Below are 24,045 nucleotides of genomic sequence, written 5' to 3' on the forward strand. Positions count from 1 at the left end.
CCACAAAGCGTAGAGCGCCACCCCATAACACGCAATGGGGCAGCCCGCAGGCTGCCCCCATTATTCCGGCAAATACCCGCCGAAACCGCTCGAGAAGCGATCACATATTCGGGTAGTTCGGCCCGTCACCCCCCTGCGGGGTGGTCCAGGTGATATTCTGGCTCGGATCCTTGATGTCACAGGTCTTGCAGTGAACGCAGTTCTGGAAGTTCACGACAAACTCCGGTTTGCCATCCTTTTCGACCACCTCATAGACACCAGCCGGGCAGTAGCGCTGCGCAGGTTCGGCGAATTTGGGCAGGTTAACACTGATCGGCGTGTCCAGATTGCCCAACCGCAGGTGACAAGGCTGGCTTTCCTCGTGGTTGGTCGCCGCAAAGGCCACGTTGGTCAGACGATCAAAGGACAGCACGCCATCGGGCTTGGGGTAATCAATCGGCTTATGTTTGGAGGCTTCCTCGGTTGCCTCGGCGTCGTTTTTGCCGTGGCCCAAAGTGCCAAAGAAGGAAAAGCCAAAGAGGGTGTTGGTCCACATATCCACGCCACCAAAGGCCAGCGACGCGGTGAGGCCCCACTTCGACCACATCGGTTTGACGTTGCGCACTTTCTTGAGGTCTGTGCCGATCGCGCCATCGCGCACGTTTACCTCATAGTCGGCCAGCTCATCGCCCGATCGCTCCGCCTTGATCGCGTTATAGGCGGCCTCTGCAGCGGCTTTGCCCGACAGCATAGCGTTGTGGTTGCCCTTGATGCGCGGCACGTTGACCATGCCCGCAGAACAGCCCAGCAGGGCCACACCGGGCGCGACCAGCTTCGGCATCGACTGATAGCCCCCTTCGGTGATCGCACGGGCGCCATAGGCGACGCGCTTACCGCCCTTCAGCAGCTCAGCCACCATCGGATGGTGCTTGAAACGCTGGAATTCCATGTAGGGGTAAAGATGCGGGTTCTTGTAGTTCAGGTGAACCACGAAACCGACGTAAACCTGATTGTTGTCGAGATGATAGATGAAGGAGCCGCCGCCAGCATTGGAGCCCAGCGGCCAACCCATCGTATGGGTGACAGAGCCCTCTTTGTGCTTGGCTGGGTCGATCTCCCAGATTTCTTTCATGCCAACGCCGTATTTCTGCGGCTCTTTGTCATCAGAAAGGCCGTATTTGGCAATCACTTCCTTGGAAAGCGAACCGCGTACACCTTCGGACAGGAAGACGTATTTGCCATGCAGCTCCATCCCCGGCTCGGTGTTGGGACCATAGGAGCCATCAGCCTCCAGACCAAAGACACCGGCAACCACGCCTTTGACTTCGCCATTATCACCATAGACCAGTTCAGAACAGGACATGCCCGGGAAGATTTCGACGCCCAGTTCCTCTGCCTGCTCGGCCATCCAACGACAAACATTGCCCATAGAGACGATGTAATTGCCATGGTTGTTCATCAGCGGCGGCATCGGGAAGTTGGGGATACGGATCTGCCCCGCCTCGCCCAGCATGTAGAAATTGTCGTCCTTGACCGGCACGTTCAGCGGCGCGCCTTTCTCCTTCCAGCCGGGGATCAGCGCATCCAGACCGCATGGGTCCAGAACCGCCCCGGACAGGATGTGCGCGCCCACTTCTGAGCCTTTTTCCAGCACCACGACCTGAAGATCGCTGTCCAGTTGCTTCAGTCTGATCGCCGCAGACAGACCAGCCGGGCCTGCCCCAACGATCACAACGTCGTATTCCATCGCTTCACGTTCAATCTCGGCCATTGAGGGCTCCTTGGCTGTAGGTCTGGGCCATCCGATACGGACGGCGTGTCCTTGGCGTAATTTTGTTTCGCGGTTGCTTAGCGGTTGGCAGAGGCACTGGTCAATCCAAACTCTACGTTACACTGCTGTAGAACCCTCAAATGCGACAATTCGAGCGTCAGTTTTCGTCATTTGGAAGAGTATTCCCGTCGTTCACTGTTTCTGAGGGCTTATCTCCCATCAGATAGCGCGGCCCCTGCCCCTTGGCAGCGGCAGCGTCATCCGGGTTGTACAGCTTGCAGGTGGGCAAAGACAGGCAGCCGCAGCCGATGCAGCCATCCAGATTATCGCGCAAACGCTCCAGCGTTTCGATTCGGGCATCCAGATGGCTACGAAAGGCGGCAGACAGATCGGTCCAATCTGCCTTGGTCGGGGTCCTCCCACCCGGCAGACTTTTCAGAAAGTCGCGGATCTCCGGCAGGGTGAAGCCAAACTTCTGCGCAATCATGATGAAACTCAACCGCCGCAGATCAGCCCGATGAAATCGCCGCTGCCCGCCCGTATTGCGCCAAGGCTCAACCAACCCCTGTGCCTCATAGTAGCGAATGGCCGACACCGCGAGGCCCGTGCGCTCCGCCAGATAGCCGATGGTCAACCCGTGAGATGCAGCCATGGGATACTCCCTTACAGTCACTGAGCCCTTACAGTCCCTGAGATTTCACAGCGCCAGAATCCGCAGACTGAGAAAAATCACAAAATATCAAAAAAAATGCTTGAGCTAAAGTTAGGTTTAGAAATTACGACTCAATCAGGCAAGAGAAAACACAAAGGAGCCTGACATGACCGTACGTCTTGAACACGCAAACATCACCGTGTCCTCTCCAGAAACCACCGCAGCCTGGATGCAGGATGTATTTGGCTGGCACATTCGCTGGCAGGGGGAAGCCATCAGCGGCGGCTACAGCCTGCATGTGGGGGAGGCCGACAGCTATCTTGCGCTTTACCGCCCCCCAGAACCACTGGCCGATGCCCCGACCAGCTACACCGTAAACGGAGGGCTCAATCATATTGCCGTTGTTGTCGATGATTTGGACGCCGTCGAAACACGGGTCCGCGCGGCTGGCTTCACCCCAGGTGAGCATCACGACTATGAACCGGGTCGCAGGTTCTATTTCCGAGACCGGGACAATATCGAATTCGAGGTGGTACAATATGATGCTTGATCTTCTCTGGCACAGCAGCCACCCGCGCGCGGTTTTGCCCACCCGGCGGCGGCCCCCCGCCCCAAAGATGCTCTCACAGCAGCGCGCGACGATAGGCCAGCTGCAACAGATCCACCGATCTCCCCCGGTCGACCGCCTGATCAGCTTGCTACAGCGGCTGGATCCACGGCCGCGGGTTCCCCGCCACAGCCTGACTGGCAAGACATCCGGCCTGCCGGAGGGTCCCTGACCCCATAAAGGCGCTGCCGCAATGGTGACAAAACCGGACCTAAACTGGCCGACACATTGCAAGTTTTTCGCCGACCCTCTGTCCGGGAACGTCTGAAAAAGCGGAGTTTTCCGCCTGTTGGCATGAAATCGCTGTGGACAGGCGACCCCGCCCTCTTGCATTCGGCGGCAGGATTGGGTCAGGTAAATGTGACACAACCGGTTTGTCCCGCTGTCAGTTCGGCAGTGGGACAAACCGGTTTTCCTATAGACGCGAACCGCCACGGCCGGTGGCCAAACCTGACACGATATCTGGACACAGACATGGAAAAGATCCCGATGACCCCAACGGGTCACGCCGCCCTCGAAACTGAGCTGAAGACCCTGAAATCGGTGGAACGCCCGGCGATCATCAAGGCCATCGCCGAAGCCCGCGAGCTGGGCGATCTGTCGGAAAACGCCGAATACCATTCCGCACGCGAAAAACAGTCCTTCATCGAAGGCCGCATCAAAGAGCTGGAGGGCATCCTGTCGCTGGCCGATGTGATCAACCCGGCAAAACTCTCCGGCGCGATCAAGTTCGGCGCCAAGGTCACCGTCGTCGACGAAGACACCGATGAGGAAAAGACCTGGCAGATTGTCGGCGAACATGAGGCCAATATCGAAGCCGGTCTTTTGAACATCAGATCACCCATCGCCCGTGCCCTGATCGGCAAAGAAGAAGGCGACAGCGTCGAAGTCCGCACCCCCGGTGGGGACCGCGCCTATGAGATCCTCAAGATCATCTACGCCTGACACACTGCATCGGCGTGGCGCGCCATATAGGCGCCCCGCCAATCTCACCCAGCCGCCGCGTCCCGCGGCATATGCCAACCCACCGCGCCCCTGTTTCCGAGCAACAGTATGACCCGTTCCAGTTCCCCAGCCGCAACGCCCACCAGCGCCCTTGATACGCCACCGGAACGCCCGGTCTTTGGCCTCATTGAGGCCGCGGCACTCGGGCTCAGCGCCATGTGGTTTCTGGCAGTTGTCGCGATTTTTGTATTGGGCGGCACACCAGACGCGCCAGCAGCGGGATGGTCGGATATTCTGTTGCGCATCGTCGCGGTAATCCTGCCGGTACTGCTCATCTGGGTGGGCGCCATCGCCCTGCGCTCAGCGCAGGTGATGCGGGATGAATCACAACGGCTCCACGCTGCCATCGACGGGATGCGCAACGCCTACATCGCCCATGCCCAACAGGCGGCCTCGGTTGCCGAACCTTCGGTAACCCGCAAGCTGGATGAAATCGCCGCCGCAACCCGCAAAACGGAAACGGCCCTCGCCACCTTCCACACCAGCCGTCGTGACCGGCCGATGCCTGGGATCGCCACGGCCGCCGCAGGGGGTGAGGTGACCGATCAGGGGCTTCTGGCACTTGGCACCCCTGCCGAGGATCTGGCCGCCCCCCTGCCCTCCGGCCAGTTGATCCGCGCACTGAACTTCCCAGAAACCGCAGAGGATGAGGAGGGCTTTGCCGCGCTCCGTTTGGCACTGCAGGATCGTAAGGCTGCACAGGTTATTCAAGCCGCGCAGGATGTGCTGACACTGCTCAGCCAGGATGGCATCTATATGGATGATCTGCGCCCCGATATGGCACGTCCTGAGATCTGGCGTCAGTTCGCCCAAGGTACCCGAGGGCGCGCCGTGGCCGCGCTTGGCGGCATCCGCGACCGCAGCTCCCTTGCGCTGACCTCCGCCCGGATGAAGCAGGATCCGATCTTTCGCGATGCGGCCCATCACTTCCTGCGCCGCTTTGATCAGATGCTGGCCGAGTTCGAGGAAGAGGCGAGCGATACAGATATTTCATCGCTGGGCGAAACGCGCACCGCGCGCGCCTTCATGCTGTTGGGTCGTGTGGCTGGCACCTTCGACTAGGACCGCGCGGCTTACAGGCCGAAACTTGCGTAGGGAATGAAACGCACTGGGTCACCGGGTTGGATCGTCGCGGCGCCATCTGCCAGTTCAACCAAACCCTCCGCCCAGCTGAGCGAACTGACCCGCCCTGACCCTTCGGATTTGAACACCTCAACCTTGCCATCCCGCACACGGGCGCGCAGATACTCCCGCCGCCCCGGCTTTTTCCGCTTCTGAAAGGCCGCAGGCAGATCGAAGCCCTGCGGCAGGGTCCAGCTTGCCCCCGCCATCAGCCCCATGGCCGGACGGGCAAAGATCAGGGTACAGACCATCGCCGCCACCGGATTCCCCGGCAGACCAAACACCGGCACCCCCTGCCACAGCCCCAACGCCAGAGGTCGGCCGGGTTTCAAGGCAATCCGCCACTGCTGCATCGCGCCGCTTTCGCGCAACAATGCCGACATATGGTCCTCATCCCCCGCAGAGGCACCGCCGCTGGTCAGGATCACATCGACCCGTGTCGCCGCATGATCAAGACAGGCCCGCAAGGCCGCACGATCATCCGGCGCTTTGCCCAGATCCACAGCGACAAATCCCATCTGTGTCAGCACCCCCAACAACATCGGACGATTAGCATCATAGATCTGCCCTGCCGCCGCAGGCTCGCCCGGCTCCACCAGCTCATCGCCCGTGGAGAGAACCCCAACCCGCAGCAGCTGCCGCACTGGCAGTTCAGACACCCCCGTCGCCGAGGCCAGCGCCAGATCCGCAGGCGTAATCGCCCGTCCCTTGGACAGGATCAGATCACCGGCCACAGCATCCTCGCCTGCCTTGCGGGTATTAGCGCCCTTCTTCAGCGGCCCGTGAAAGGCGATCTCGGCGCCTTCCCGGCTGACGTCCTCCTCAAGGATCACGGTATCCACCCCCGGAGGCAGCGCCGCACCAGTCAGAATACGAATGGCCCGTCCGGCGGCGACCTCTCCCTCATAGGCCAACCCGGCAGCCGCCCGCCCCTCAGTGAGCGGCATGACCTGCGGGCCATCCTCTGCCGGGCCTGCAAACCCGTAACCATCCACGGCGGTATTCGCCTGCGGCGGGTTGCTGCGGGCCGCAAACACATCCTCGGCCAGAACCCGGCCAAGGCTTTCGGCCAGCGATACAAGCTCAACCGCAGTCACCGCAGTCAGGTTCTGTCGCAGATGCTCCAGTGCAACATCCACCGGCGTCCAGTCCACCCCGGCAGGCAAAGCAAAGCAGTCATTGCGCAATGGCGGTGGGGCAAGGGTCATATTTGGTCCACTCCCAGGATCCAGCCCTCTTCGGGCGCGGTGACGGTCAACAGCTGCTGCAATTCTGCCACGGGTAGGCCCGCAAGTTCCAGCGCCACCTTATGCACCTGCCAGGCATCCTTGATCCAGTGGTTCGGCCCCGGCCCAGCCAGCAGTGTCGGCCAGATTTCGACCAATGCCACCGGTTTATCCAGTGGCTCAAACGGCCAGACCGCAACCTGTCTAGCAAAGCGGCGGCGCAAACGATCCAAAACCGGCAGCCCCATCATCACCTGACTGCCAACCGCTCCTGCACCGGCCATTTGCCAGCAGGTGAAACTGCGCTTGTCGTAATGCTCAACTGCGCGGCGCTCGGGAAACGGATTGCGGTAATTGTCTTTCTTGCGTGGCAACCCCGGAATATCCCGCTTTAGACCATTGGCCCAGAACGGCCCCTGACCGCCAAACTGCCGATTGATACTTCCGGCGAGATCAAACCGGTTGTTGTCGCCCGGCGCATCCTCAATGCGCGTCTCGAACCAGTGCCAGAGGTCAAGCGGATCGTCTGATCCAGTCACAGCCCTGCAAAATCCAGCTGGGTAGCCAAAGGGGAAATCGAACCCAAGCAGCAATCTGCGCCCGGCCGTCAGTTCGGCCTCAATCAGACCGGCCAGCCAATCCTCTGCCAGCTGGCGATTGCGCAAGTATAAAGGGTCGCCGGTGGCACCGTCACGACGGACGCAGGCCCAGATCGCATCTTTGCACGGGGTTGCCCCCCGGTCCTTGCCACCCGACCAGTCCACCATGGCAAAACTCTGCCACGGGATCACAGCGCAATCTCCCCCGCGATAAAATCGGCAATCGCGGCCGTATCGTCCAGATCAAACACCGGTCGGTCCAGATGAAGTGGAACATCGCTGGCGACGGCGCGGATCGTCGCGTCCTCGGGCGCAATAAGCGTCTGCCCGGCCGCCGTACGATAAGCTTCGATCTTCGGGTGGGTCTCACGTTTGAAACCTTCGACCAACACCAGATCGACGGGGCGCAACCGGGACAGCAGCTCAACGAAGCTCGGCTCATCCGCTCCACGCAATTCCTGCATGATGGCCACCCGGTTTGGCGAAGCAAGGATAACCTCAGCCGCCCCCGCCGTCCTGTGACGATAGCTGTCGGTGCCCGGCTGATCCACATCCGTGCTGTGATGAGCGTGTTTTAACGTCGAGACGCTGTGGCCGCGCCGACAGAACTCAGCGACCAGTCGCTCCATCAAGCCGGTCTTGCCGCAGTTCTTCCAGCCCGTGACACCGTAGACCTTCATCGCAGCAATGCCTCCGCCCGTGCCAGATCATCCGGTGTATTGACGTTGAAAAAAGGATCAAACGGGCCAGCCTCAAACAGGGCTTCGCGCCCCTGGTGCTGATCCGTCCAGAGCACAACCTTGCGCAAGCCACCCTGCAAGGCCGCACGCAGGTCATCGCGCAGGGCCACCGGCCAGAGGCCAAAGGTTGGATGTCGATTTACCCGGCTGCGCCCACCGGATTTCAGTTCTTCTCCGGTCCGCGGCGTTGTTGCCAGCACCAGTGGATGCATCTGCCCGGTGGCGCTTTCGCTGAGACGCGCGACGAGGTCCTGCGGAAAAAAGGGCGTATCGGCTGCAACGGTCACGATGCTGTCAGCTCCCTGTTCTGCAGCCCAGTCCAATCCCGCCAGCACACCGGCCAGCGGCCCGGCAAACCCGTCAATACTGTCCGCAATCACCGGCAGCCCCAGGTCATCGAAACGCGCAGGCTCTCCGTTGGCGTTCAATGCCATCAGCTCCACCTGCGGCGACAGGCGGTCAATCACATGACGGATCAGGCTGCACCCGCCAACCTGCAGGCGCCCCTTGTCGCCGCCCCCCATGCGGGTGGCGAGACCTCCTGCGAGAATGATGCCCAATGGTCCGTTTTGTTTCATGACATCTCCTCTCGGCGCCCGAAATGAGGTGGTTTCAGAAGCATAGCCCGCATGTAAAGCGCCTATCGCTCCGCGCTTTTGCGCCGATGCGCCTTTGCCTCTACAGGCACTTTGGCCGGATCGGTATCCCGGATCAGCCGCGCCTCGCCCGACAGACAGATGAACCGCTGCCCACGCATCCGGCCGATAAGTGTCAGGCCAAGCTCCTGTGCGATCTCGACACCCCAGGCGGTGAAGCCGGATCGCGACACCAGCACCGGGATCCCCATCATCGCGGTTTTGATCACCATCTCCGAGGTGAGCCGTCCGGTCGTATAGAGGATCTTGTCGGAGACCTCCGCGCCAGTGCTTTGGATCCAACCCGCAATCTTGTCCACGGCGTTGTGCCGCCCCACGTCCTCCATATAGACCAGCGGGCGATCCTCCTGACACAGCACCGTGCCGTGAATGGCGCCTGCCTCAAGATAGAGCGAGGGGGTGCGGTTGATTTTATGCGCAAGTGCATAAAGCCAGGAACTGCGTACGGGTGTCTGTGGCAGCACGACCCCCTCGAGCCCCTCCATCATATCGCCAAACACAGTGCCCACGGCACAGCCGGATGTTCGGGTCTTTTTCTGCAGCTTATCCTCATAAGAGGTCTCAACGGCGGTTCGCACCACCACCGTCTCCAGCTCTTCGTCATAATCGATGGCCGTAATCTCATCACCAGGGTGCAACATACCCTGATTGCGCAGAAAGCCGAGCGCCAGATACTCAGGATAGTCCCCGATGGTCATCGCCGTCACGATTTCCTGACGGTTGAGGTAGATCGTCAGCGGCCGTTCCTCCACCACCGAGATTTCCGTTACCGTGCCGGCGTGATCGATTCCCTGAACCGCCCGCGTTAGCCGGACATCTGCGGGCGCAGGGGCGATCACGTATTCAGCCAATACCGACGCCAGATCAGAGCCTTCTTCAGCCATCATCAATTGCAAACCTCCGCCACCAGGCTTATGCCATCTGAGTAGTAACTCTAGGACCAGATCATGGCAATCACCACCACGAAATCGGCGTTTTGGAAGGGCTTTCGTGATGGCGCACCTTTCCTTCTGGTGTCCGGACCATTTGGGCTGCTGTTTGGCGTTCTCGCCGCCGAAGCGGGACTGATTGTCCCCGAAGCAATGATCTTCTCGCTCTCTGTCTTCGCCGGGTCGGCACAGTTTACTGCTTTGCAGCTGATGGAGGAAAACACGCCACTGGTGATCATCCTGATTTCAGCTCTGGCCGTGAACCTGCGGGTCGCGATGTATTCGGCATCGCTCACACCGTACCTCGGCGGCGCCCCGTTGTGGCAGCGCGCCTGTGCGGCGTATCTGACGGTTGATCAGTCTTATGCGCTCTCGATTGTGCAGTTCGAAACCCATCCGCAGATGACCCTATCCCAGCGCATGGCCTATTTCTTTGGCACCAATGGCTGCGTGGCGCCGGGCTGGATGGTCGCAACCTATATCGGTGCATTGGTCGGCACCCAGATCCCGGCGAGCTGGGGGCTCGATTTTGTCTTGCCGCTCGCGTTTCTGGCCATGATCGGACCAATGCTGCGGACGCCGGCCCACGTTGTCGCCTGTTTCGCCGCCGTCGTCACTGCCCTGCCTGCAACTGCGCTGCCCTATAACCTTGGCCTGATTGTTGCAGGCCTCGTCGGCATGATGGCCGGTGCCCAGGCCGAGGTCTGGCTGGAGCGCCGCCAAATTGCAAAGGACCCGTCATGACCCAGTCCCCCGATCCGACGCTGCTCTGGACTATTATTATTGGCCTTGCCATTGGCAGTTTTGCCCTGCGTTTCGCCTTTATCGGGCTGATGGGTGGGCGCAGTATGCCACCATGGCTGATGCGCCATCTGCGGTACACTGCGGTGGCGATCATTCCGGCGCTGGTGACACCTCTCGTGGTCTGGCCGACGCCAACAGGCGGCACGCCCAGTCTCCCGCATCTGGCGGTCGCCGCCGCTGTCTTTGCGCTTGGCTACTGGACGCGAAATGTGCTGATCGCCATGGGCAGCGGCGCGATCGGTTTCCTGCTGCTGTTTCTGTTCTCAGGCTGATCTATTCCGGCAAAAAGCAAAAGCCGCAGGCGATGCTGCGGCTTTTCAATATCTTCGGTCCTGGCAAGCGCCGAGGTGATCAGCCGCCCGCGTTCAGCGCCGCGTTATTCTTCGCCAGCCCCTCTTGCAGGTCTGCGCTGTCATTTTCCCGGTAGCGCTCCGTTGTGACACCCGGCAGGGCGCCGAACTGCTCAGACAGATTGCCTGGATAGAAGGTCACGTTCAGGCTCTCAAGCCCAGGAACCTGTTTCAGGATTGACGCCGTAGCATTGGCACAAAACGCACCCGGCACGCGCCCGTTCGCCCGAACCAGTTGATAGGCCCGTTGCGCCTGCTCCGGCGTCACCTCAAGCCGCTGCACCACCACATGATGCGTGCTGCGCGCATGAGACCCGCGATAGGCTTTCTCTACACCCGGCGTGATGCCGAACAGCACATCGTCGCGCTCTGGCACCACATCCGCATAGAACGAGCCCGCCGGATCAAAGATCACCCGCTCCGAGGCGTTGACCATCAGCGATGTATGCGCGCCCTTGCCGGTGCGGTTGTTGATCATAGTATACAGCGTCAGCGCAGGCGGACCATTGTGACGATAGGCCACCCGCTCCAGCGTGGCGTCATCGGCATTGGGCTGCTGCTGGGCCGCACAGGCCGTCAGCGCGGCAACTGCCAGACCGAGAGCTGCAAATCGCAACCCAGTCGACAGCCGCCGAACACCGGAACGCACGTTGAGATCAGAACCACTCACGAGGGTGATCAGGTCGCGAAGATTGCAAGGAACACCGCAAAGAGCAGCGCCGCAATGCAGAACCGAGTGGTGAATTTGAGGAAGCCGTTGTAGGTCTTTTCCTGAACGGTGATATCCATCGAACCGTGCTTATGGTCAGCCATGTGTCCATTCCTATTCGCGTCTGTTTTCCGCTGAATACTGGATTTCGCAGACCCTGTCACCACGTCAATCGGGCGCAGCCGGATCAAATCATCGGGTGGAATTGCCACGACAGGGCCGATAGCCATATCCCCAACGCCAACTCAACCCACTGCAGGGCGCGCCGCCGAATCGCACGGCCGCGTAGATCGCTGCCGCCACTGGTGACGCAAGATTGGCGATTGTGGGGTCTTTGGCGCTTAGATTTGTCTCTACGCAGCGGCGCAGAGCCTGATCCGCGACCAGCCGCGCACGTTGGCTAGCCACGGACAGTTCTACCGCTTCCGACACGGCTATATCCGCACCGCCAATCCCAGCCGCGTTGTGATATTTCCGGTCATGGGCAATGCAGCACACCTCAAATGGCGGTCCGCCATCAGCCCCAGACTTTCCGCTCATCTGCCGCCAGATCGCCGACAGACCACCGCTACACCCATCTGTGGTGAATGGCGCCGTCGCACCGCCAGCCGCTGCAACTTCCTGCATCAGCGCGCGATGCGCGGCGCGCTCCAGCCGCTCCCAATATCCGGTCGGCACATCCGTATCCGCGTCAGCAGCGCCCGCGGCAATGCAGCAAAACAACGCAATGCCGCCCCATAAGGATAGCGCCACCCCGCGATCAGGTCTCAGACCCCTCGCCCTCAAGATCAGAGACCAGACGAAAGCCGATCCGATTGGCGGGTGCCGCCTCGTTGCGCTTGGGCAACGCCCGCAACATCACATTCAGCTGGCTGACGTGCTGCACCAGCTGCGTGCGCGCACCGCTGGAGTCGCTGCCATAATATGTGATCATATCGGGATCAAAATACCCCATGCCTTCAATCCGCATCACGCCCGCATCGCCACCGGCAAAGCCCATGGCCACCTCATGCTCGCCGTCGAGCTGCTCCTCGAAGTTCTTGATATAGAGGATCAGCCGCTCATAGGCCCAGCGTGCAGCGCTTTTATCTGCAACCGGCTTTTGCAGCGGCTCAGGCAGCTTTTTGATGCCTGAGCAGGCATCAGGATCTGAATGGACCTCATGTACACAGGGCAGAATAGCGGCCTCGACGGCCTCGGCGCTTGTTGCGATCTCATCTGTCATGATCTCTCCCTTTCCAGGGGTCGATCACCCCTTGCGCTGGTAGAGCCAGGCCCCGTCAGCCCGGCGGCTGCGGTCCACCTGACCCAGATGGTACAGATGATTTACATGGGCCACCGCCTCGACCAAAGCAAGCCCGTATTCCCCCCCTCCGATCTTGCGCTTGAACAGCGGCGCAAAGCACTCAGCCGCAGTCCGCGGCTCATCCAGGTGGTCAAGCAACCGCGCCAGCGCGCCGTGATGATTGTCGATCAGCTGCGCCATGCGATGCGGCAGGCCGAGGAATGGCAACTTATGCCCGCCCAAGGCCAGTTGATCAGCCCGTGTCAGTGGTGCCAGACGCTCGCAGGCCTCCAGCCACTCTGCCACCGGATCGGCCATCGGTTCCGTCGCATAAACGCCGATATTGGGGCTGATAGAGGACAGGATCTGATCGCCGGTGATCACCAGATTGTCATCACGGCTCCAGAAGGTTGCGTGCTCAGGCGCGTGACCATTGCCCATGTGGATGTCCCAGTCACGCCCACCCATGCGCAGCACATCGCCCTGTTTGATGCGGGTAAACCCAAGTGGCATGGGATAAACCGTATCGGAGAAATTGAATGGCCGCTCCGCCACCCGCGCGTCATAGATTGCCGGATCCATTCCGGCACTGCGATAAAACGCCAGTGTCTCCTCCGGCCAGCTCTCCTGCACGTCCAGTGTCAGCATACGTGCAAACAGCCAGGCTGTGCGCGTGGTCACCAGCTCCGCACCATGCTCCGACTGGAACCACCCCGCATTGCCGATATGATCCGGGTGATGATGCGTCACGACCACCCGGCGAACCGGTTTGCCGCCCAAGGGTCCCGCCATCAGCTGCTCCCAGATCCGACGGGTCTTGTTCGACGACATACCTGTGTCCACGACGGTCCAGCCATCGCCGTCATCCAGAGCATAGACGTTCACATGGTCCAGCTTCATCGGCAGTGGCAAGCGCATCCAGAGGACGCCCTCCGCCACCTCGATCGCCTCGCCCTGCGCGGGTGGCTCAGCCCATGGGCCGTCTGGGCGCGGACTGGTCATCCGTCGGCCAGCTCATCCAAAGTCAGCGCCCGCGCGCCCGCGCTCCCCGACTGCGCATGGGCCAGCAGTGCAGCGTGTTCCGGCAACATCCGGTTGATGTAGAAACGCGCCAGCTTCTCACGCGGGCCACCGATATCAGCCATCGCCGCCGCCAGGTGGTAGTGCCCGCCCAGAACCCGCGCAAACGCATGCAGGAACGGCACCGCCCCGGCGAAACGCTCGTCCATATCATCCTGTGCCGTCAGCCATTCGGTCGCCTCGCGCAGGGATTCGCAGGCCTGCCAGACCGCTTCGGCCATATTCGGATGGGTGGTGCGCGCGCGCTCGGCCTGTTCCTCGATCTCGTCGATCAAACGGTGCGCCATATCGCCACCGTCCATCATCTTGCGCCCCACCAGATCCATCGCCTGAATGCCGTTGGTGCCCTCGTAGATCGCCGTCACACGTACATCACGATAGAACTGCGCCGCGCCGGTTTCTTCAATGAATCCCATACCGCCGTGCACCTGCACACCGGTCTCAGAAACCCGCATCCCGGTTTCAGTGCCAAAGGCCTTGGCAATCGGCGTCAGGAAGGCAGCCCGCGCTGCCCACTCCTGCGTCGCGGTGGCCGTCTGCATATCAATCGCCTGCGAACAGGCCAGAAGGATCGCGCGCGCAGCGAAGAGATCTGCCTTCATCTCCATCAGCATCCGGCGTACATCCGCATGATCAACGATGGTGCCAGACGCAGATTTTCCCTGCTTGCGCTCCAGCGCATAGGCCAGCGCCTTCTGATAAGCTGCTCCAGCAATGCCAACGCCCTGACCACCAACACCCAGACGGGCATTGTTCATCATGGTGAACATCGCCGCCAGACCACCGCCCGGCTGACCAATCATCCAGCCGATCGCACCATCATATTGCATCACGCAGGTTGGTGAACCATGCAGACCCATCTTGTGTTCCAGGCTCACCACCTTCAGGTCGTTGGCTTTGCCGGGATTCCCATCAGCATCGGGCAGGTACTTGGGCACCAGAAACAGGGAAATTCCCTTGGTTCCGGGTGCCGCATCAGGCAGGCGCGCCAGCACCAGATGGCAGATATTGCCCGCAAAATCATTGTCACCCCAGGAGATGTAAATCTTCTGCCCACTGATCGCATAGGTACCGTCGTCCAACGGATCCGCCTTCGAGCTGAGCGCCCCCACGTCGGAGCCGGCCTGCGGCTCGGTCAGGTTCATGGTGCCGGACCATTCACCGGAAATCAGCTTCGGCAGATAAAGCGACTTGATCTCATCGCTGGCGTGATGTTCCAGCGCCTCGATCTGACCCTGGCTCATCAGCGGTGCCAGCTGCAGCGACAGACAGGCGCCCGACATCATTTCATTTACGGCGGTGGTCAGGGTCATCGGCAGCCCCATGCCGCCAAACGCCTCAGAGGCGCTCATGCCGATCCAGCCCCCCTCGGAGATCGCCTGCCACCCTTCGGCATAGCCCGGCGATGTGCGCAACACCCCGTTTTCAAGATGTGCCGGCTGGAGGTCCCCGCCCCGGTTCAAGGGCGCCATCACCTCATCACAGAATTTTCCGGCTTCGGTCAGAATCGCAGTCACGACATCGTCGCTCGCCTCGCTAAACCGGTCGGTTGCGGAAATATCGCTATAGCCAACGATGTGGTTCAGAAGAAACTGATACTCGGGAACGGGGGCGCGGAAGGTCATGTCTGGCCTCTTTCAGAGAGAGCTGGTCGGGGCAGCCTTGGCATCATTGCCCCAAACCTTTATGTTGAACGTCTTGTCCGATTACCTAACCGGGCCCCTTATTCAAGCAACCAAAACGCCGCGTCACCAGCCATGTCCAGCCCTACAACCCGCCTCCTGACCGCTCAGCCGCAGGAAATCAGCACCGCTGCGGACCTGTTGAAGGAAGGCCAGCTTGTCGCCTTTCCGACAGAAACCGTCTACGGACTGGGCGCCGACGCGCGCCAGACCAACGCGGTTGAGGCGCTTTATGCCGCCAAGGGACGCCCCAGCTTCAATCCGCTGATCGCGCATGTCCATTCGGTCGAAACAGCCCAGCGCCATGTGATCTGGTCTGATATCGCCGACACACTGGCGGAGGCCTTCTGGCCTGGCCCGCTGACGCTGGTCCTGCCGCTGCGTGAGGACCACGGTATCTCGCCTCTGGTCACCGCCGGGCTGAACACCCTCGGTATCCGTATTCCTGCCCATCCCGCCGCCCGCGCGCTGCTATCGGTGCTGGATGGCCCGGTTGCCGCGCCTTCGGCCAATCCATCGGGCAGGATCAGTCCGACAACCGCAGCCCATGTCATCGCCGGTCTCGGTGGGCGCATTGCTGCAGTTGTTGATGATGGCCCCTGCGGCGTTGGCGTGGAGTCAACAATCATCGGGCTGGCTACCGGCACCCCCCTGTTGCTGCGTCCCGGTGGACTCGCCACAGAAGAGATTGAAGCCGTTCTAGGCCACACCCTGCATTTGCGCGATGCCAGCGATCCGCTGACCGCGCCGGGTCAGCTGCTGTCGCACTATGCCCCCCGCGCCAGCGTCCGCCTGAACGTGACAACCCCGCAAGACGGCGAACTCTACCTTGGTTTTGGCGCCATGGAGTGTGATTTGAACCTCTCCGCCAGCGGCGACCTGCGCGAGGCGGCAGCGCAATTGTTTGGCCACCTGCACCGCCTCGACGCCAGAGCGCAGCCTATCGCAGTCGCCCCCATCCCGGACGCCGGGCTGGGCGTCGCCATCAACGACCGCCTGCGCCGCGCCGCAGCGCCGCGCTGATCGGCAGCCCCCAAACGTCAGCTTATCTTGATCGGTCAGGCGTGACCGGCACTGGTCGACAGGGTCAGCGGATCAACACCCAGCGACCGCAAGGCCGCCTCCCATTTGGTGGTATCATCCAGATCAAACACCAGCTCCGGTGTTGCCGGAGCGTTCAGCCAGCCATTATTGGCGATTTCCGTTTCCAACTGCCCCGGGCCCCAACCGGCATAACCCAGCATCACCATGACCTGTTCAGGCCCGCGCCCCATTGCGATGTCTTCCAATACATCCACGGTCGCAGTCATTGAAAACGCCTCTGCCACCCGCAGAGAACTGACGTTGGATTTATACTCAGGCGAATGCAGCACAAAGCCACGCTGCGTCTCAACCGGTCCACCGAAACGGACCGGCAGCGCTGCCTCCTCTGCACTGCGCGGTGTGATATCCAGTTGTTCCAGAAGGTTGGACAAATCGACACCCGCAGCGGGCTTGTTCACGATCAACCCCATTGCGCCATCGTCTTCATGTGAGCACAGCAAGATCAGCGAATGTTCAAACCTCGGGTCACCGATGCCGGGCATCGCAATCAGCAGTTCGCCGGTAAGATCCATATGAAGCTGTCGTCCTTTTTGTAATTGCCGTCATCCGTAACGCGGCGACGGGCCTGCCCTCTCACAATGGCCACCCACAGCAAGAGGTTCAAGGCCAAGCCGTACCAAAGCGTCGGCTCGCTGGCGCTGACCGGAACGTGACTTGGCATTTCAGGCGGAATTGCGCATGTAATCTGGCATGAAGACACATCCGTTTCTCTCTGCTCTCGCGACAGCTGTCAGATCACTGGCGAAGGGTCTTGGCACACCTCTTGTGCTGGGACTGCTAGCCTTGCCCACCAGCACATCAGCCGAGCAAATGTCCGACATCGTGCAGATTGAGGTGCTGGATGGTGGTGCGACCCGGCGCGGCACACATATGGGTGCATTGCGACTGACGCTCTCGGAGGGCTGGAAAACCTACTGGCGCGCACCCGGTGACGCCGGCATCCCACCCCGGTTCAGCTGGCGGGGATCGCGCAACGTCGGTGCGGTCGAAATCCGCTGGCCCACGCCCGAGGTTTTTCTGACCTCCGGATTTCGCACCATCGGCTACCATGACCAACTGGTGCTTCCGATTGAAATCACCCCCGCCAAACCGGGCCAGCCACTGCGACTGAAAGGCCGGATGGAGCTGGGCATCTGTAAAGATGTCTGCATCCCCTCCGAACTGCGCTTTGATCGCCCGCTAAAACCCAACAGCCGCCGCAATCCAGCGATTGTGGCAGCGCTGGCGGATCGTCCGTGGTCGGCCAAAGAAGCCGGCGTGCAGGCCGCAACCTGTGCGATCACACCCAGCCGCTACGGCATGGAACTCGTCGCCCGGATCACCATGCCCAGCGCAGGCGGAGATGAGATCGTGGTGGTTGAGCCCGGCCCGCCCACCTTGGTGACTACCGAGACGACAACCACCCGGCAGGGCCGCCACCTGACTGCTAAGACCGAGATCATCTCCGCTGAGGGTGGCCCCTTCGCCGTTGATCGCTCACAGATGCGGTTTACCGTGCTTGGGCGCAACCATGCGGTGGACATTCAAGGCTGCACCCGACACTAATAAGGGGATTATCAGCCGGATCGGATCCAGCCATGTCAAACGACGCAGCCGCCCCTGATAGCTCCGGTGGTCACAATCAGCCCCTGCGCCCGATCCTTGGCGCTCTCGCCGTGGTCTGCCAATCCAGCCAAAGCGGCGATCGGGTGATCCTCGTCCAGCGCAGATCGCCCCCGAATGCAGGCTGGTGGGGTTTCCCCGGCGGCCATGTTGAACTGGGCGAAACTGCGATGCAGGCTGCCGCCCGTGAACTGCTTGAAGAAACCGGCGTCATCGCAACCCCGCGTGAAGTCCTGACTCATGTCGATGTCATGCTGCGCGATGAAGCCGGCGAGGTTCAACGACAGTATCTCTTAGTCGCTGTGCTCTGTGACTACGTCTCCGGTCAGCCAGCCCCGGATGATGATGCCCTACAGGCGCAATGGGTGCCGGTCGCCGATTTGACCAGTCGTTTTGGTGCCACCCCTGATCGTATGCTGATCGATCAGGTGGCGGAGGTTGCCGCCCTTGCCCAGAAACGGCAGCGTCGCGCAACGGGCGCCTGACCTTCATTTCGCCATTCGAACAAGTGGCAGCCGCTCATCAGATAGCTGCGCGACGTCCCCCCAGTATCCGCGCTGTAACATAGGTCATCAGGCTCAGCAGCACCGCGCCGATCACGAACAGCAACAGGCCAGCGCGCAGTGGATCCATCTCCACCAGCTCCGGCGCGGCGGCTCTCAACACCGGATGCAGCGCCCCAACCGCCATCGCATAGCCAACAGTCAGCGCCAGCCACAGGATCTGCGCCGCACCAAGCCCCAGCGTCAGCCAACGCAGGTCACCAGCCCGCGACGACAGCCCCCGCCGCAGCGCTGCAAAGGGACGCGCCACATCCGCCTGCACCGCCACCAACGCGGGCACAACCAGCAGCACCAGGAACATGCCGAACCCAAGGCCATAGACCAGCGTGATCACTGTGGGTTTAAGAAACTGCGCTTGCTGCGAACCTTCATACATCAACGGAGCCAGCCCCAGAACGGTCGTCAGAGTCGTTAGCATCACCGGTCGCAATCGATCTGCAGCCCCATCAATGATCGACGGGATCAGCCCGCGCTCTTCTGCGTATTCGTCGATGGTTGTCACCAATACGATCGAGTCGTTGATGATTATGCCTGTCATCCCCAAAAGGCCAACCACAGTGAACATCGACAGCGGCACCTCCCAGAGGTAGTGCCCCCAGATCGTCCCGACGAGCCCAAAAGGAATGATCGCCATAACCACCAAGGGCCGCGTCCAGCTGGCAAAGATCCATGCCAACACCAGATAAATCCCCGTCAGGCATAGGATCAATCCGGTTCTGGCGTCATTCAGAAATTCGTTTTCCTGCTCACTCAGCCCAGCCAATTGCCAATCCACCTGTCGCTCGCTGGCGATCTTCGGCAGGATCTCTTCTTGCAGCGCTGTGACAATTGCCTGTGCCCGTGCCGGATCATCCTCTGAGATATCCCCGGTGACACTGATCACACGGACACCATTTTCACGTCGCACGGTGGAAAACCCGGTACGCTGGGTCACCGACACGATATCGGCCAAGGGCAGATAGACCCCTGCCGGGCTGCGCATCAGCGTGCGCTCCAGGAAATCGGCGGTCAACTCACCCTCCGGCAGTTCGACCCGGATTGCGGCACTGCGCGGCCCATCCGGATAGGTTGCCGCCTCTATGCCGTTCAACCGTGCCCGCAAGGCCCGCCCCAGCGTCTCCACCGTGAATTCCAGCGCGCGCCCCTGCGGTGTCAGTTCGAGCACCAGCTCTTCCTTGTCATAGGCAAGATTGTCCTCAACCGCCGACACCTCCGGGTAGCGCAGGACAGCGGTTTTCAGATCCTCGGACGCTGCTTTCAGCACCTCGACAGCAGCGCCGCTGAACTGCACATCCAATGCATCGCCACCTGGACCCGACCGCCAGCCTCTGAACGATACCGTCTCCGCGAGCGGGTGACGGCGCACACTGTCCTGCAGCTCCGCCACAAAGGCAAAGCTGGAGTATGGCCGCAGATCGGCATCAATCAGCTCAATCGAAATCCCCCCCAGAAGATCGCTGTCCTTGGCATCCACCCCGGCCAGACCACGCCCCGCATTACCGCCAATTTCGGCCATGACAAAATCAACCGGGTTGCGGCCATGCCGTGCCTCGTAGTCCTGTCCCAGCGCCTCTACCGCGCGCTGCATTTCCTGCATCATTGCAAGCGTATCCGCCCGCGTTGCCCCCTCAGCCATGGCAAAATTCCCGGTGACCGATCCGCGCTCCGGCGCGTTGAAAAACCGCCATTTGACGTCGCCGCCGATGAACAGCGCCAGCTGGCTCGCCAGGATCACCGCAGCAGCGGCCAGCACCACGTAGCGGGCACGAACCACCAGCGCCATCAAAGGCCGGAACAGAGTGTCGCGCAGGCGGCGGAACCCCCGGTTTACCACACGGCTGGGCAGGTCATACCAATGCTCCTTGGCACTATGTGCCAGCGCATGGGCCAGATGATTTGGCAGGATCAGGAAACATTCGATCAGCGATCCCAGAAGCACCGCAATCACCGTCAGAGGGATATCTCGGATCAACTCGCCAAACCGCCCACCAATCGACACCAATCCGAAAAACGCGATAACCGTGGTCAATGTGGCTGCGAAAACCGGCATCGCCATGCGGCGCGCGGCGTTCTCTGCCGCGGCAACCGGGTGTTCGCCCAGACGCCGCGCACGGAAATCGGCGTGTTCCCCCACCACGATTGCGTCATCCACCACAATGCCAAGGGTGATGATCAGGCCAAACAGGCTGATCATATTGATGGTCAGCCCCGCCATATACATCAGCGCAATGGCGGCAAACATTGCTGCCGGAATGCCTGCGGCCACCCAGAAGGCGATGCGCGCATTAAGAAACAGGAACAGCAGCGCCAGCACCAGACCCAGACCCATCAGCCCATTATCGACCAGGATATCCAGACGCCCGGTGATCGCTTCGGCGCGGGTGCGGATCAGATCCGCACTGACACCATCCGGCAGGCTGGCCTGCAAGGCCTCCACCACATCTTCGACCTGATGCTGAATATCGATGGCATCGCCCTGATCCGACCGGTCCACCCGGATCGACATCGCAGGGTTGTCCCCGACAAAATAGGAGCGATTGCGATCCACGCCCTCGACCCGGATCGTAGCAACGTCACCAACCGTCAGGGCCGACCCATCCGGATTGGTTCGCAACACGATGCCCGCCAGCTCCTCCGGCGTGCGTTTCTCACTGCCAGTGCGGATGCGCGCATTGGCGCCACTCACGTCACCAGCCGGATTGGCATCAACCTCCGCCGCAATCGCCGCCGCAATATCAGCCATTGCGATATCGTGGGCAATCAAGCTGGCAGAGGGCACTTCGACCATGGTTTGCGGAGCAGCAATGCCCCGGATCGTGGTGCGGGTGACACCCACCTCAAACAGGCGCACAACCAGCTCATCTGCAAACAGTCCCAACTGGCGCGGTGCGATTGGCCCAGTGATCACCACATCCGTGACCCGATCGCGCCACGCCCCGCGACGCACACTCGGGTCTTCGGCCTCCTCCGGCAGTGTGGTGATTCCGTCTACGGCACTCTGCACATCATCCGCTGCGCGCGCCATGTCCCAGCCCGGCTCAAAGTCCAGCGAGATGCTGGCGCGCCCCTCACGCGATGTGGCACTGGAACTTTCGACCCCGTCAACCGCCAGCAGCGCAGGTTCCAGCGCCTGCACAATGGCGCTGTCGATGTCCTCAGGCCCGGCCCCTTCCCATTCGACAGAGACTGACACCCGGTCCACAATCACATCCGGAAAGAACTGCGCCCGCATATTGGGAATCGCCGCTGCGCCCAGCACCAGCAGCAGTACCAAAAGCAGGTTCGACAAGGTCCGGTGACGGGTAAAATAGCTCAGAACGCCGCCAGCCGAGCGGGGGAGGTTCCGCAGCATGACCCCTAGCCCCCCATCCGGGTTTCAATACGGTTGATCAGCCGCGCGGGGACCTTTGCGGCGGCCAGCTGTTCCAGCATCCGCGCCCGCACCGCCTCCGGCATCCGACTATTGCCTTCGACCATGGCGACCAGTCTGGCCCGGCGATCCTCCGACAGTTCAATCAGTTCAGCCTCCGCCGCAGCGGTGTCGCGCGGGGCGTCAGGATTGGCACCGGTAACCTCTGCGCCCTGCCGCAGTGGTCGCACTTTGATGCCCGCGCCCAGCAGAGGCGTGCGCCCGGTGACAACTTCGCGACCCTCCAGCCCTGTGCCACGCAGCAGCACATCGTCCCCCTGCCGACGCACCAATGTCACGTCCAGCGCCTGCAGCCGGTCATCCTCTCCCAGCAGCAGCACGGTCCCGTCGGACCCCAGCGCCGATGCGGGCAGCCGGGCCACGTCGCTCACCACCGGTTCCTCAACCTCCACCGTGACAAAATCACCGGGTTTGAAACCAAGCGCCCGGTTCAGCCGGGCGTAGATCAATCGGCCGGCCAGCCCCTCACCTGCATCGCCACTGTCTCGCACCACCACGCCAGGCGCCTTCAGCGCCGCACCGGTTGCGTCCAGCGTCACCTCTACCGGCGCCGAGAGCAGCTGCCCCGCAGCGTCCAGCAGCCGGGCGTATTGTACGGTCGAAACCCGGAACGCCACATCCAGCTGCGCCGGATCCACCAGATCCGCAAGCTTTTCATTGGCCGATACCAGCCGCCCCTCAACCAGATTGACCGACTGCAAAGTTCCGTCAAAAGCGGCGATGATGGTCGTGTCGTCAAGATTGCGACGGGCCTCATCCAGCGCAATCTGCGCCCGCGCCAGCCGCGTTACCGCCTGATCAATACGCGCCTCCGCCAAGGACAGCGCCTGCCTGCGTGAGATCACCGCCTGCCGGGCCTGTGCAGCAGCCAGTTCCGCCACTTCCACTGTTGCAGCAGACCCAACACCGCGGGTTTCCAGATTTTGCTGCCGGTCCAGCGCCCGGGCCCGCAAAGTCGCCTGATCTTCGGCTGCCGACAGCTCATCCTGCGCCAGCGCCAATCCGCGCCGGGCCTCACGGGTTTCGGCCTCCGCATCCATCATGTCCGCTTCGGCGCGCTGTAGGGCCGCCTGCGCATCGGCCGGGTCGATCTGCACAAGTAAGCTGCCCGCCGTGACGTCGCCGCCATCCTCAAACCCAGGCGCCAGCTGCACCACCCGACCCGCCGCTGCCGTGCGCAGTTCCAGCCTACGACGGCTTTCGATCCGGCCAAAGGCGGTCAGCACAGGCTGCACCGCCCCAAGCTCGGCCCGCACAACATTCACAGCAAACACCCGCTCGCGAGCCGGTGGCGCGCGGCGCTCCTCACCCATACGGGTCTGGATCGCGGACAGGACCATCTGTACCGCCAAGAGCAGCAGCGCCGCCGTCAGCGCCGCAAGGAAAACCCCAATCACCGTTTGCCGCAAAAAACGCATACTCAATTCCTCAATCGGCCAAACGAACCGGTCCACCACCGCCGCGACACACACATGCATGCACGCCGTCAGAGCCGGAGAATACCAGTTTGCACAAAGCTATACGAGGTTACACGCAGTCGCGGATCAATTCCGTCTCACTTGCGGCGCAAATGTTCGTCAAGTCGTGGCATGATTTCCACGAAATTGCAGGGCCGATGCCGGTAGTCGAGCTGCTTCACGAGGATTTCATCCCAGGCATCCTTACAGGCCCCCGGGCTTCCCGGCAGCGCAAAGAGGTAGGTGCCCCCCGCAACCCCGCCCGTGGCCCGTGACTGCACGGCCGAAGTGCCGATTTTCTGCATCGACACGATGGTAAAAACAGTTCCAAACGCATCGATTTCCTTCTCGTAGACATCGCGGTGCGCTTCGACCGTGACATCGCGCCCGGTCAGACCAGTGCCTCCGGTTGAGATCACAACATCAATCTCCGGGTTGGCGACCCAGTCCCGCAGCTGGCCGGCAATTTCCTCCCGTTCATCCGGCAGGATCTTGCGATCCGCCAGCACATGTCCCGCCGTTTCCAGCCGGTCAACCAGCACCTGACCGGAGCGATCTTCAGCCAGTGACCGGCTGTCCGATACGGTCAGCACCGCAATCCGAACCGGAATGAAATCCTTGCTATTGTCGCGTTGCGCCATGGTCGTGGCCCTTATTTCTGATGTTTTCACAGTCTTGAAGAATGATGCCGAA

The 24,045-nt window shown here is 61.4% G+C and carries 25 protein-coding genes; 8 read left to right on the plus strand and 17 right to left on the minus strand.

Features of this window, described 5'->3' with window-relative positions:
* Window positions 1-100: 100 nt before the first annotated feature.
* Both INHI_RS0114540 and soxR read right to left on the minus strand, forming a co-directional pair.
* Window positions 101-1,750 carry an electron transfer flavoprotein-ubiquinone oxidoreductase gene (locus INHI_RS0114540; RefSeq protein ID WP_027248106.1) on the minus strand — a complete coding sequence of 550 codons (1,650 nt, stop codon included), beginning with the start codon at window positions 1,748-1,750 and terminating at the stop codon, window positions 101-103.
* A 157-nt stretch (window positions 1,751-1,907) separates the two neighbouring features.
* Window positions 1,908-2,402, minus strand: coding sequence for a redox-sensitive transcriptional activator SoxR (gene soxR, locus INHI_RS0114545; protein ID WP_027248107.1), 495 nt, complete (start codon window positions 2,400-2,402; stop codon window positions 1,908-1,910).
* Window positions 2,403-2,568: 166 nt separating this feature from the next.
* Between soxR and INHI_RS0114550 the strand changes: the two genes are divergently transcribed.
* The 3 genes from INHI_RS0114550 (at window position 2,569) to INHI_RS0114565 (ending at window position 5,076) form a co-directional block, all read left to right on the plus strand.
* The gene (locus INHI_RS0114550) at window positions 2,569-2,952 is read left to right on the plus strand and encodes a VOC family protein (RefSeq protein ID WP_014879025.1); all 384 of its coding nucleotides are present in this window, start codon (window positions 2,569-2,571) and stop codon (window positions 2,950-2,952) included.
* Between the two features lie 531 nt (window positions 2,953-3,483).
* The gene (gene greA / locus INHI_RS0114560; RefSeq protein ID WP_014873433.1) at window positions 3,484-3,954 is read left to right on the plus strand and encodes a transcription elongation factor GreA; all 471 of its coding nucleotides are present in this window, start codon (window positions 3,484-3,486) and stop codon (window positions 3,952-3,954) included.
* 108 nt (window positions 3,955-4,062) lie between these two features.
* Window positions 4,063-5,076 (plus strand): hypothetical protein, encoded by a 1,014-nt coding sequence (locus INHI_RS0114565; RefSeq protein WP_027248109.1) that lies wholly within the window; start codon window positions 4,063-4,065, stop codon window positions 5,074-5,076.
* An 11-nt stretch (window positions 5,077-5,087) separates the two neighbouring features.
* On the opposite strand, the gene INHI_RS0114570 is transcribed toward INHI_RS0114565, so the two are convergent.
* The 5 genes from INHI_RS0114570 to INHI_RS0114590 all read right to left on the minus strand — a co-directional run bounded on the left by INHI_RS0114570 (window position 5,088) and on the right by INHI_RS0114590 (window position 9,244).
* The gene (locus INHI_RS0114570) at window positions 5,088-6,344 is read right to left on the minus strand and encodes a molybdenum cofactor synthesis domain-containing protein (protein WP_027248110.1); all 1,257 of its coding nucleotides are present in this window, start codon (window positions 6,342-6,344) and stop codon (window positions 5,088-5,090) included.
* Window positions 6,341-7,153, minus strand: coding sequence for a hypothetical protein (locus INHI_RS0114575; protein WP_014879022.1), 813 nt, complete (start codon window positions 7,151-7,153; stop codon window positions 6,341-6,343). The genes INHI_RS0114570 and INHI_RS0114575 overlap by 4 nt, the downstream gene beginning before the upstream one ends.
* The gene (gene mobB, locus INHI_RS0114580; protein ID WP_014873429.1) at window positions 7,150-7,641 is read right to left on the minus strand and encodes a molybdopterin-guanine dinucleotide biosynthesis protein B; all 492 of its coding nucleotides are present in this window, start codon (window positions 7,639-7,641) and stop codon (window positions 7,150-7,152) included. Before mobB ends, INHI_RS0114575 begins: the two co-directional genes overlap by 4 nt.
* The gene (gene mobA / locus INHI_RS0114585; protein WP_027248111.1) at window positions 7,638-8,279 is read right to left on the minus strand and encodes a molybdenum cofactor guanylyltransferase MobA; all 642 of its coding nucleotides are present in this window, start codon (window positions 8,277-8,279) and stop codon (window positions 7,638-7,640) included. Before mobA ends, mobB begins: the two co-directional genes overlap by 4 nt.
* Before the next feature lie 62 nt (window positions 8,280-8,341).
* The gene (locus INHI_RS0114590; RefSeq protein WP_014879020.1) at window positions 8,342-9,244 is read right to left on the minus strand and encodes a formate dehydrogenase accessory sulfurtransferase FdhD; all 903 of its coding nucleotides are present in this window, start codon (window positions 9,242-9,244) and stop codon (window positions 8,342-8,344) included.
* 60 nt (window positions 9,245-9,304) lie between these two features.
* Between INHI_RS0114590 and INHI_RS0114595 the strand changes: the two genes are divergently transcribed.
* Window positions 9,305-10,030: an AzlC family ABC transporter permease gene (locus tag INHI_RS0114595; RefSeq protein ID WP_014873426.1), complete on the plus strand. Its 726-nt coding sequence runs from the start codon at window positions 9,305-9,307 to the stop codon at window positions 10,028-10,030.
* Window positions 10,027-10,362 (plus strand): AzlD domain-containing protein, encoded by a 336-nt coding sequence (locus INHI_RS0114600; protein WP_014879019.1) that lies wholly within the window; start codon window positions 10,027-10,029, stop codon window positions 10,360-10,362. The genes INHI_RS0114595 and INHI_RS0114600 overlap by 4 nt, the downstream gene beginning before the upstream one ends.
* A 79-nt stretch (window positions 10,363-10,441) precedes the next feature.
* On the opposite strand, the gene INHI_RS0114605 is transcribed toward INHI_RS0114600, so the two are convergent.
* The 6 genes from INHI_RS0114605 to INHI_RS0114630 form a co-directional block, all read right to left on the minus strand.
* Window positions 10,442-11,110, minus strand: coding sequence for a hypothetical protein (locus INHI_RS0114605; protein WP_014879018.1), 669 nt, complete (start codon window positions 11,108-11,110; stop codon window positions 10,442-10,444).
* Between the two features lie 8 nt (window positions 11,111-11,118).
* A complete protein-coding gene (locus INHI_RS0114610; protein WP_014873423.1) occupies window positions 11,119-11,253 on the minus strand; it encodes an aa3-type cytochrome c oxidase subunit IV in 135 nt (44 codons plus the stop codon).
* 88 nt (window positions 11,254-11,341) lie between these two features.
* Window positions 11,342-11,902 (minus strand): hypothetical protein, encoded by a 561-nt coding sequence (locus INHI_RS0114615; protein ID WP_254656886.1) that lies wholly within the window; start codon window positions 11,900-11,902, stop codon window positions 11,342-11,344.
* Between the two features lie 7 nt (window positions 11,903-11,909).
* Entirely contained in the window at window positions 11,910-12,374 is a 465-nt protein-coding gene (locus tag INHI_RS0114620) for a DUF6173 family protein (protein ID WP_027248114.1), read from the minus strand.
* Between the two features lie 24 nt (window positions 12,375-12,398).
* Window positions 12,399-13,436 (minus strand): MBL fold metallo-hydrolase, encoded by a 1,038-nt coding sequence (locus INHI_RS0114625; protein WP_027248115.1) that lies wholly within the window; start codon window positions 13,434-13,436, stop codon window positions 12,399-12,401.
* On the minus strand, window positions 13,433-15,139 hold the full coding sequence (locus INHI_RS0114630; protein ID WP_027248116.1) for an acyl-CoA dehydrogenase family protein: 1,707 nt from the start codon (window positions 15,137-15,139) through the stop codon (window positions 13,433-13,435). Before INHI_RS0114630 ends, INHI_RS0114625 begins: the two co-directional genes overlap by 4 nt.
* 132 nt (window positions 15,140-15,271) lie before the next feature.
* Here INHI_RS0114630 and INHI_RS0114635 point away from each other — a divergent pair, with 132 nt between their 5' ends.
* Window positions 15,272-16,219 carry an L-threonylcarbamoyladenylate synthase gene (locus tag INHI_RS0114635; protein WP_014879013.1) on the plus strand — a complete coding sequence of 316 codons (948 nt, stop codon included), beginning with the start codon at window positions 15,272-15,274 and terminating at the stop codon, window positions 16,217-16,219.
* A 35-nt stretch (window positions 16,220-16,254) separates the two neighbouring features.
* Here the strand turns inward: INHI_RS0114635 and INHI_RS0114640 are convergent, their stop codons facing one another.
* On the minus strand, window positions 16,255-16,812 hold the full coding sequence (locus INHI_RS0114640) for a YqgE/AlgH family protein (protein WP_027248117.1): 558 nt from the start codon (window positions 16,810-16,812) through the stop codon (window positions 16,255-16,257).
* Between the two features lie 178 nt (window positions 16,813-16,990).
* On the opposite strand from INHI_RS0114640, the gene INHI_RS0114645 reads away from it, so the two are divergent.
* Both INHI_RS0114645 and INHI_RS0114650 read left to right on the plus strand, forming a co-directional pair.
* Complete coding sequence (locus INHI_RS0114645; RefSeq protein ID WP_027248118.1) at window positions 16,991-17,845, plus strand: protein-disulfide reductase DsbD domain-containing protein; 855 nt, start codon at window positions 16,991-16,993, stop codon at window positions 17,843-17,845.
* 32 nt (window positions 17,846-17,877) lie between these two features.
* Window positions 17,878-18,387 carry an NUDIX hydrolase gene (locus tag INHI_RS0114650; RefSeq protein WP_014879010.1) on the plus strand — a complete coding sequence of 170 codons (510 nt, stop codon included), beginning with the start codon at window positions 17,878-17,880 and terminating at the stop codon, window positions 18,385-18,387.
* 37 nt (window positions 18,388-18,424) lie between these two features.
* Here INHI_RS0114650 and INHI_RS0114655 read toward each other — a convergent pair whose 3' ends face one another.
* The 3 genes from INHI_RS0114655 to moaB all read right to left on the minus strand — a co-directional run bounded on the left by INHI_RS0114655 (window position 18,425) and on the right by moaB (window position 23,993).
* Window positions 18,425-21,817, minus strand: a complete 3,393-nt coding sequence (locus INHI_RS0114655) for an efflux RND transporter permease subunit (protein WP_027248119.1) — start codon at window positions 21,815-21,817, stop codon at window positions 18,425-18,427.
* Window positions 21,818-21,822: 5 nt separating this feature from the next.
* Entirely contained in the window at window positions 21,823-23,313 is a 1,491-nt protein-coding gene (locus tag INHI_RS0114660) for an efflux RND transporter periplasmic adaptor subunit (RefSeq protein WP_027248120.1), read from the minus strand.
* 137 nt (window positions 23,314-23,450) lie between these two features.
* Window positions 23,451-23,993, minus strand: a complete 543-nt coding sequence (gene moaB, locus INHI_RS0114665) for a molybdenum cofactor biosynthesis protein B (protein ID WP_014873412.1) — start codon at window positions 23,991-23,993, stop codon at window positions 23,451-23,453.
* Window positions 23,994-24,045 lie beyond the last annotated feature (52 nt).

Source organism: Phaeobacter inhibens DSM 16374 (assembly GCF_000473105.1).
GTDB classification, from domain to species: Bacteria; Pseudomonadota; Alphaproteobacteria; order Rhodobacterales; family Rhodobacteraceae; genus Phaeobacter; species Phaeobacter inhibens.

Excerpts from the sequence above, each read along its gene's own strand:
- INHI_RS0114540 (WP_027248106.1), bottom strand. The coding sequence starts at position 1,750 with ATGGCCGAGATTGAACGTGAAGCGATGGAATACGACGTTGTGATCGTT.
- soxR (WP_027248107.1), bottom strand. The coding sequence starts at position 2,402 with ATGGCTGCATCTCACGGGTTGACCATCGGCTATCTGGCGGAGCGCACG.
- INHI_RS0114550 (WP_014879025.1), top strand. The coding sequence starts at position 2,569 with ATGACCGTACGTCTTGAACACGCAAACATCACCGTGTCCTCTCCAGAA.
- greA (WP_014873433.1), top strand. The coding sequence starts at position 3,484 with ATGGAAAAGATCCCGATGACCCCAACGGGTCACGCCGCCCTCGAAACT.
- INHI_RS0114565 (WP_027248109.1), top strand. The coding sequence starts at position 4,063 with ATGACCCGTTCCAGTTCCCCAGCCGCAACGCCCACCAGCGCCCTTGAT.
- INHI_RS0114570 (WP_027248110.1), bottom strand. The coding sequence starts at position 6,344 with ATGACCCTTGCCCCACCGCCATTGCGCAATGACTGCTTTGCTTTGCCT.
- mobB (WP_014873429.1), bottom strand. The coding sequence starts at position 7,641 with ATGAAGGTCTACGGTGTCACGGGCTGGAAGAACTGCGGCAAGACCGGC.
- mobA (WP_027248111.1), bottom strand. The coding sequence starts at position 8,279 with ATGAAACAAAACGGACCATTGGGCATCATTCTCGCAGGAGGTCTCGCC.
- INHI_RS0114590 (WP_014879020.1), bottom strand. The coding sequence starts at position 9,244 with ATGATGGCTGAAGAAGGCTCTGATCTGGCGTCGGTATTGGCTGAATAC.
- INHI_RS0114595 (WP_014873426.1), top strand. The coding sequence starts at position 9,305 with ATGGCAATCACCACCACGAAATCGGCGTTTTGGAAGGGCTTTCGTGAT.
- INHI_RS0114600 (WP_014879019.1), top strand. The coding sequence starts at position 10,027 with ATGACCCAGTCCCCCGATCCGACGCTGCTCTGGACTATTATTATTGGC.
- INHI_RS0114610 (WP_014873423.1), bottom strand. The coding sequence starts at position 11,253 with ATGGCTGACCATAAGCACGGTTCGATGGATATCACCGTTCAGGAAAAG.
- INHI_RS0114620 (WP_027248114.1), bottom strand. The coding sequence starts at position 12,374 with ATGACAGATGAGATCGCAACAAGCGCCGAGGCCGTCGAGGCCGCTATT.
- INHI_RS0114625 (WP_027248115.1), bottom strand. The coding sequence starts at position 13,436 with ATGACCAGTCCGCGCCCAGACGGCCCATGGGCTGAGCCACCCGCGCAG.
- INHI_RS0114630 (WP_027248116.1), bottom strand. The coding sequence starts at position 15,139 with ATGACCTTCCGCGCCCCCGTTCCCGAGTATCAGTTTCTTCTGAACCAC.
- INHI_RS0114635 (WP_014879013.1), top strand. The coding sequence starts at position 15,272 with ATGTCCAGCCCTACAACCCGCCTCCTGACCGCTCAGCCGCAGGAAATC.
- INHI_RS0114640 (WP_027248117.1), bottom strand. The coding sequence starts at position 16,812 with ATGGATCTTACCGGCGAACTGCTGATTGCGATGCCCGGCATCGGTGAC.
- INHI_RS0114645 (WP_027248118.1), top strand. The coding sequence starts at position 16,991 with ATGAAGACACATCCGTTTCTCTCTGCTCTCGCGACAGCTGTCAGATCA.
- INHI_RS0114650 (WP_014879010.1), top strand. The coding sequence starts at position 17,878 with ATGTCAAACGACGCAGCCGCCCCTGATAGCTCCGGTGGTCACAATCAG.
- INHI_RS0114655 (WP_027248119.1), bottom strand. The coding sequence starts at position 21,817 with ATGCTGCGGAACCTCCCCCGCTCGGCTGGCGGCGTTCTGAGCTATTTT.
- INHI_RS0114660 (WP_027248120.1), bottom strand. The coding sequence starts at position 23,313 with ATGCGTTTTTTGCGGCAAACGGTGATTGGGGTTTTCCTTGCGGCGCTG.
- moaB (WP_014873412.1), bottom strand. The coding sequence starts at position 23,993 with ATGGCGCAACGCGACAATAGCAAGGATTTCATTCCGGTTCGGATTGCG.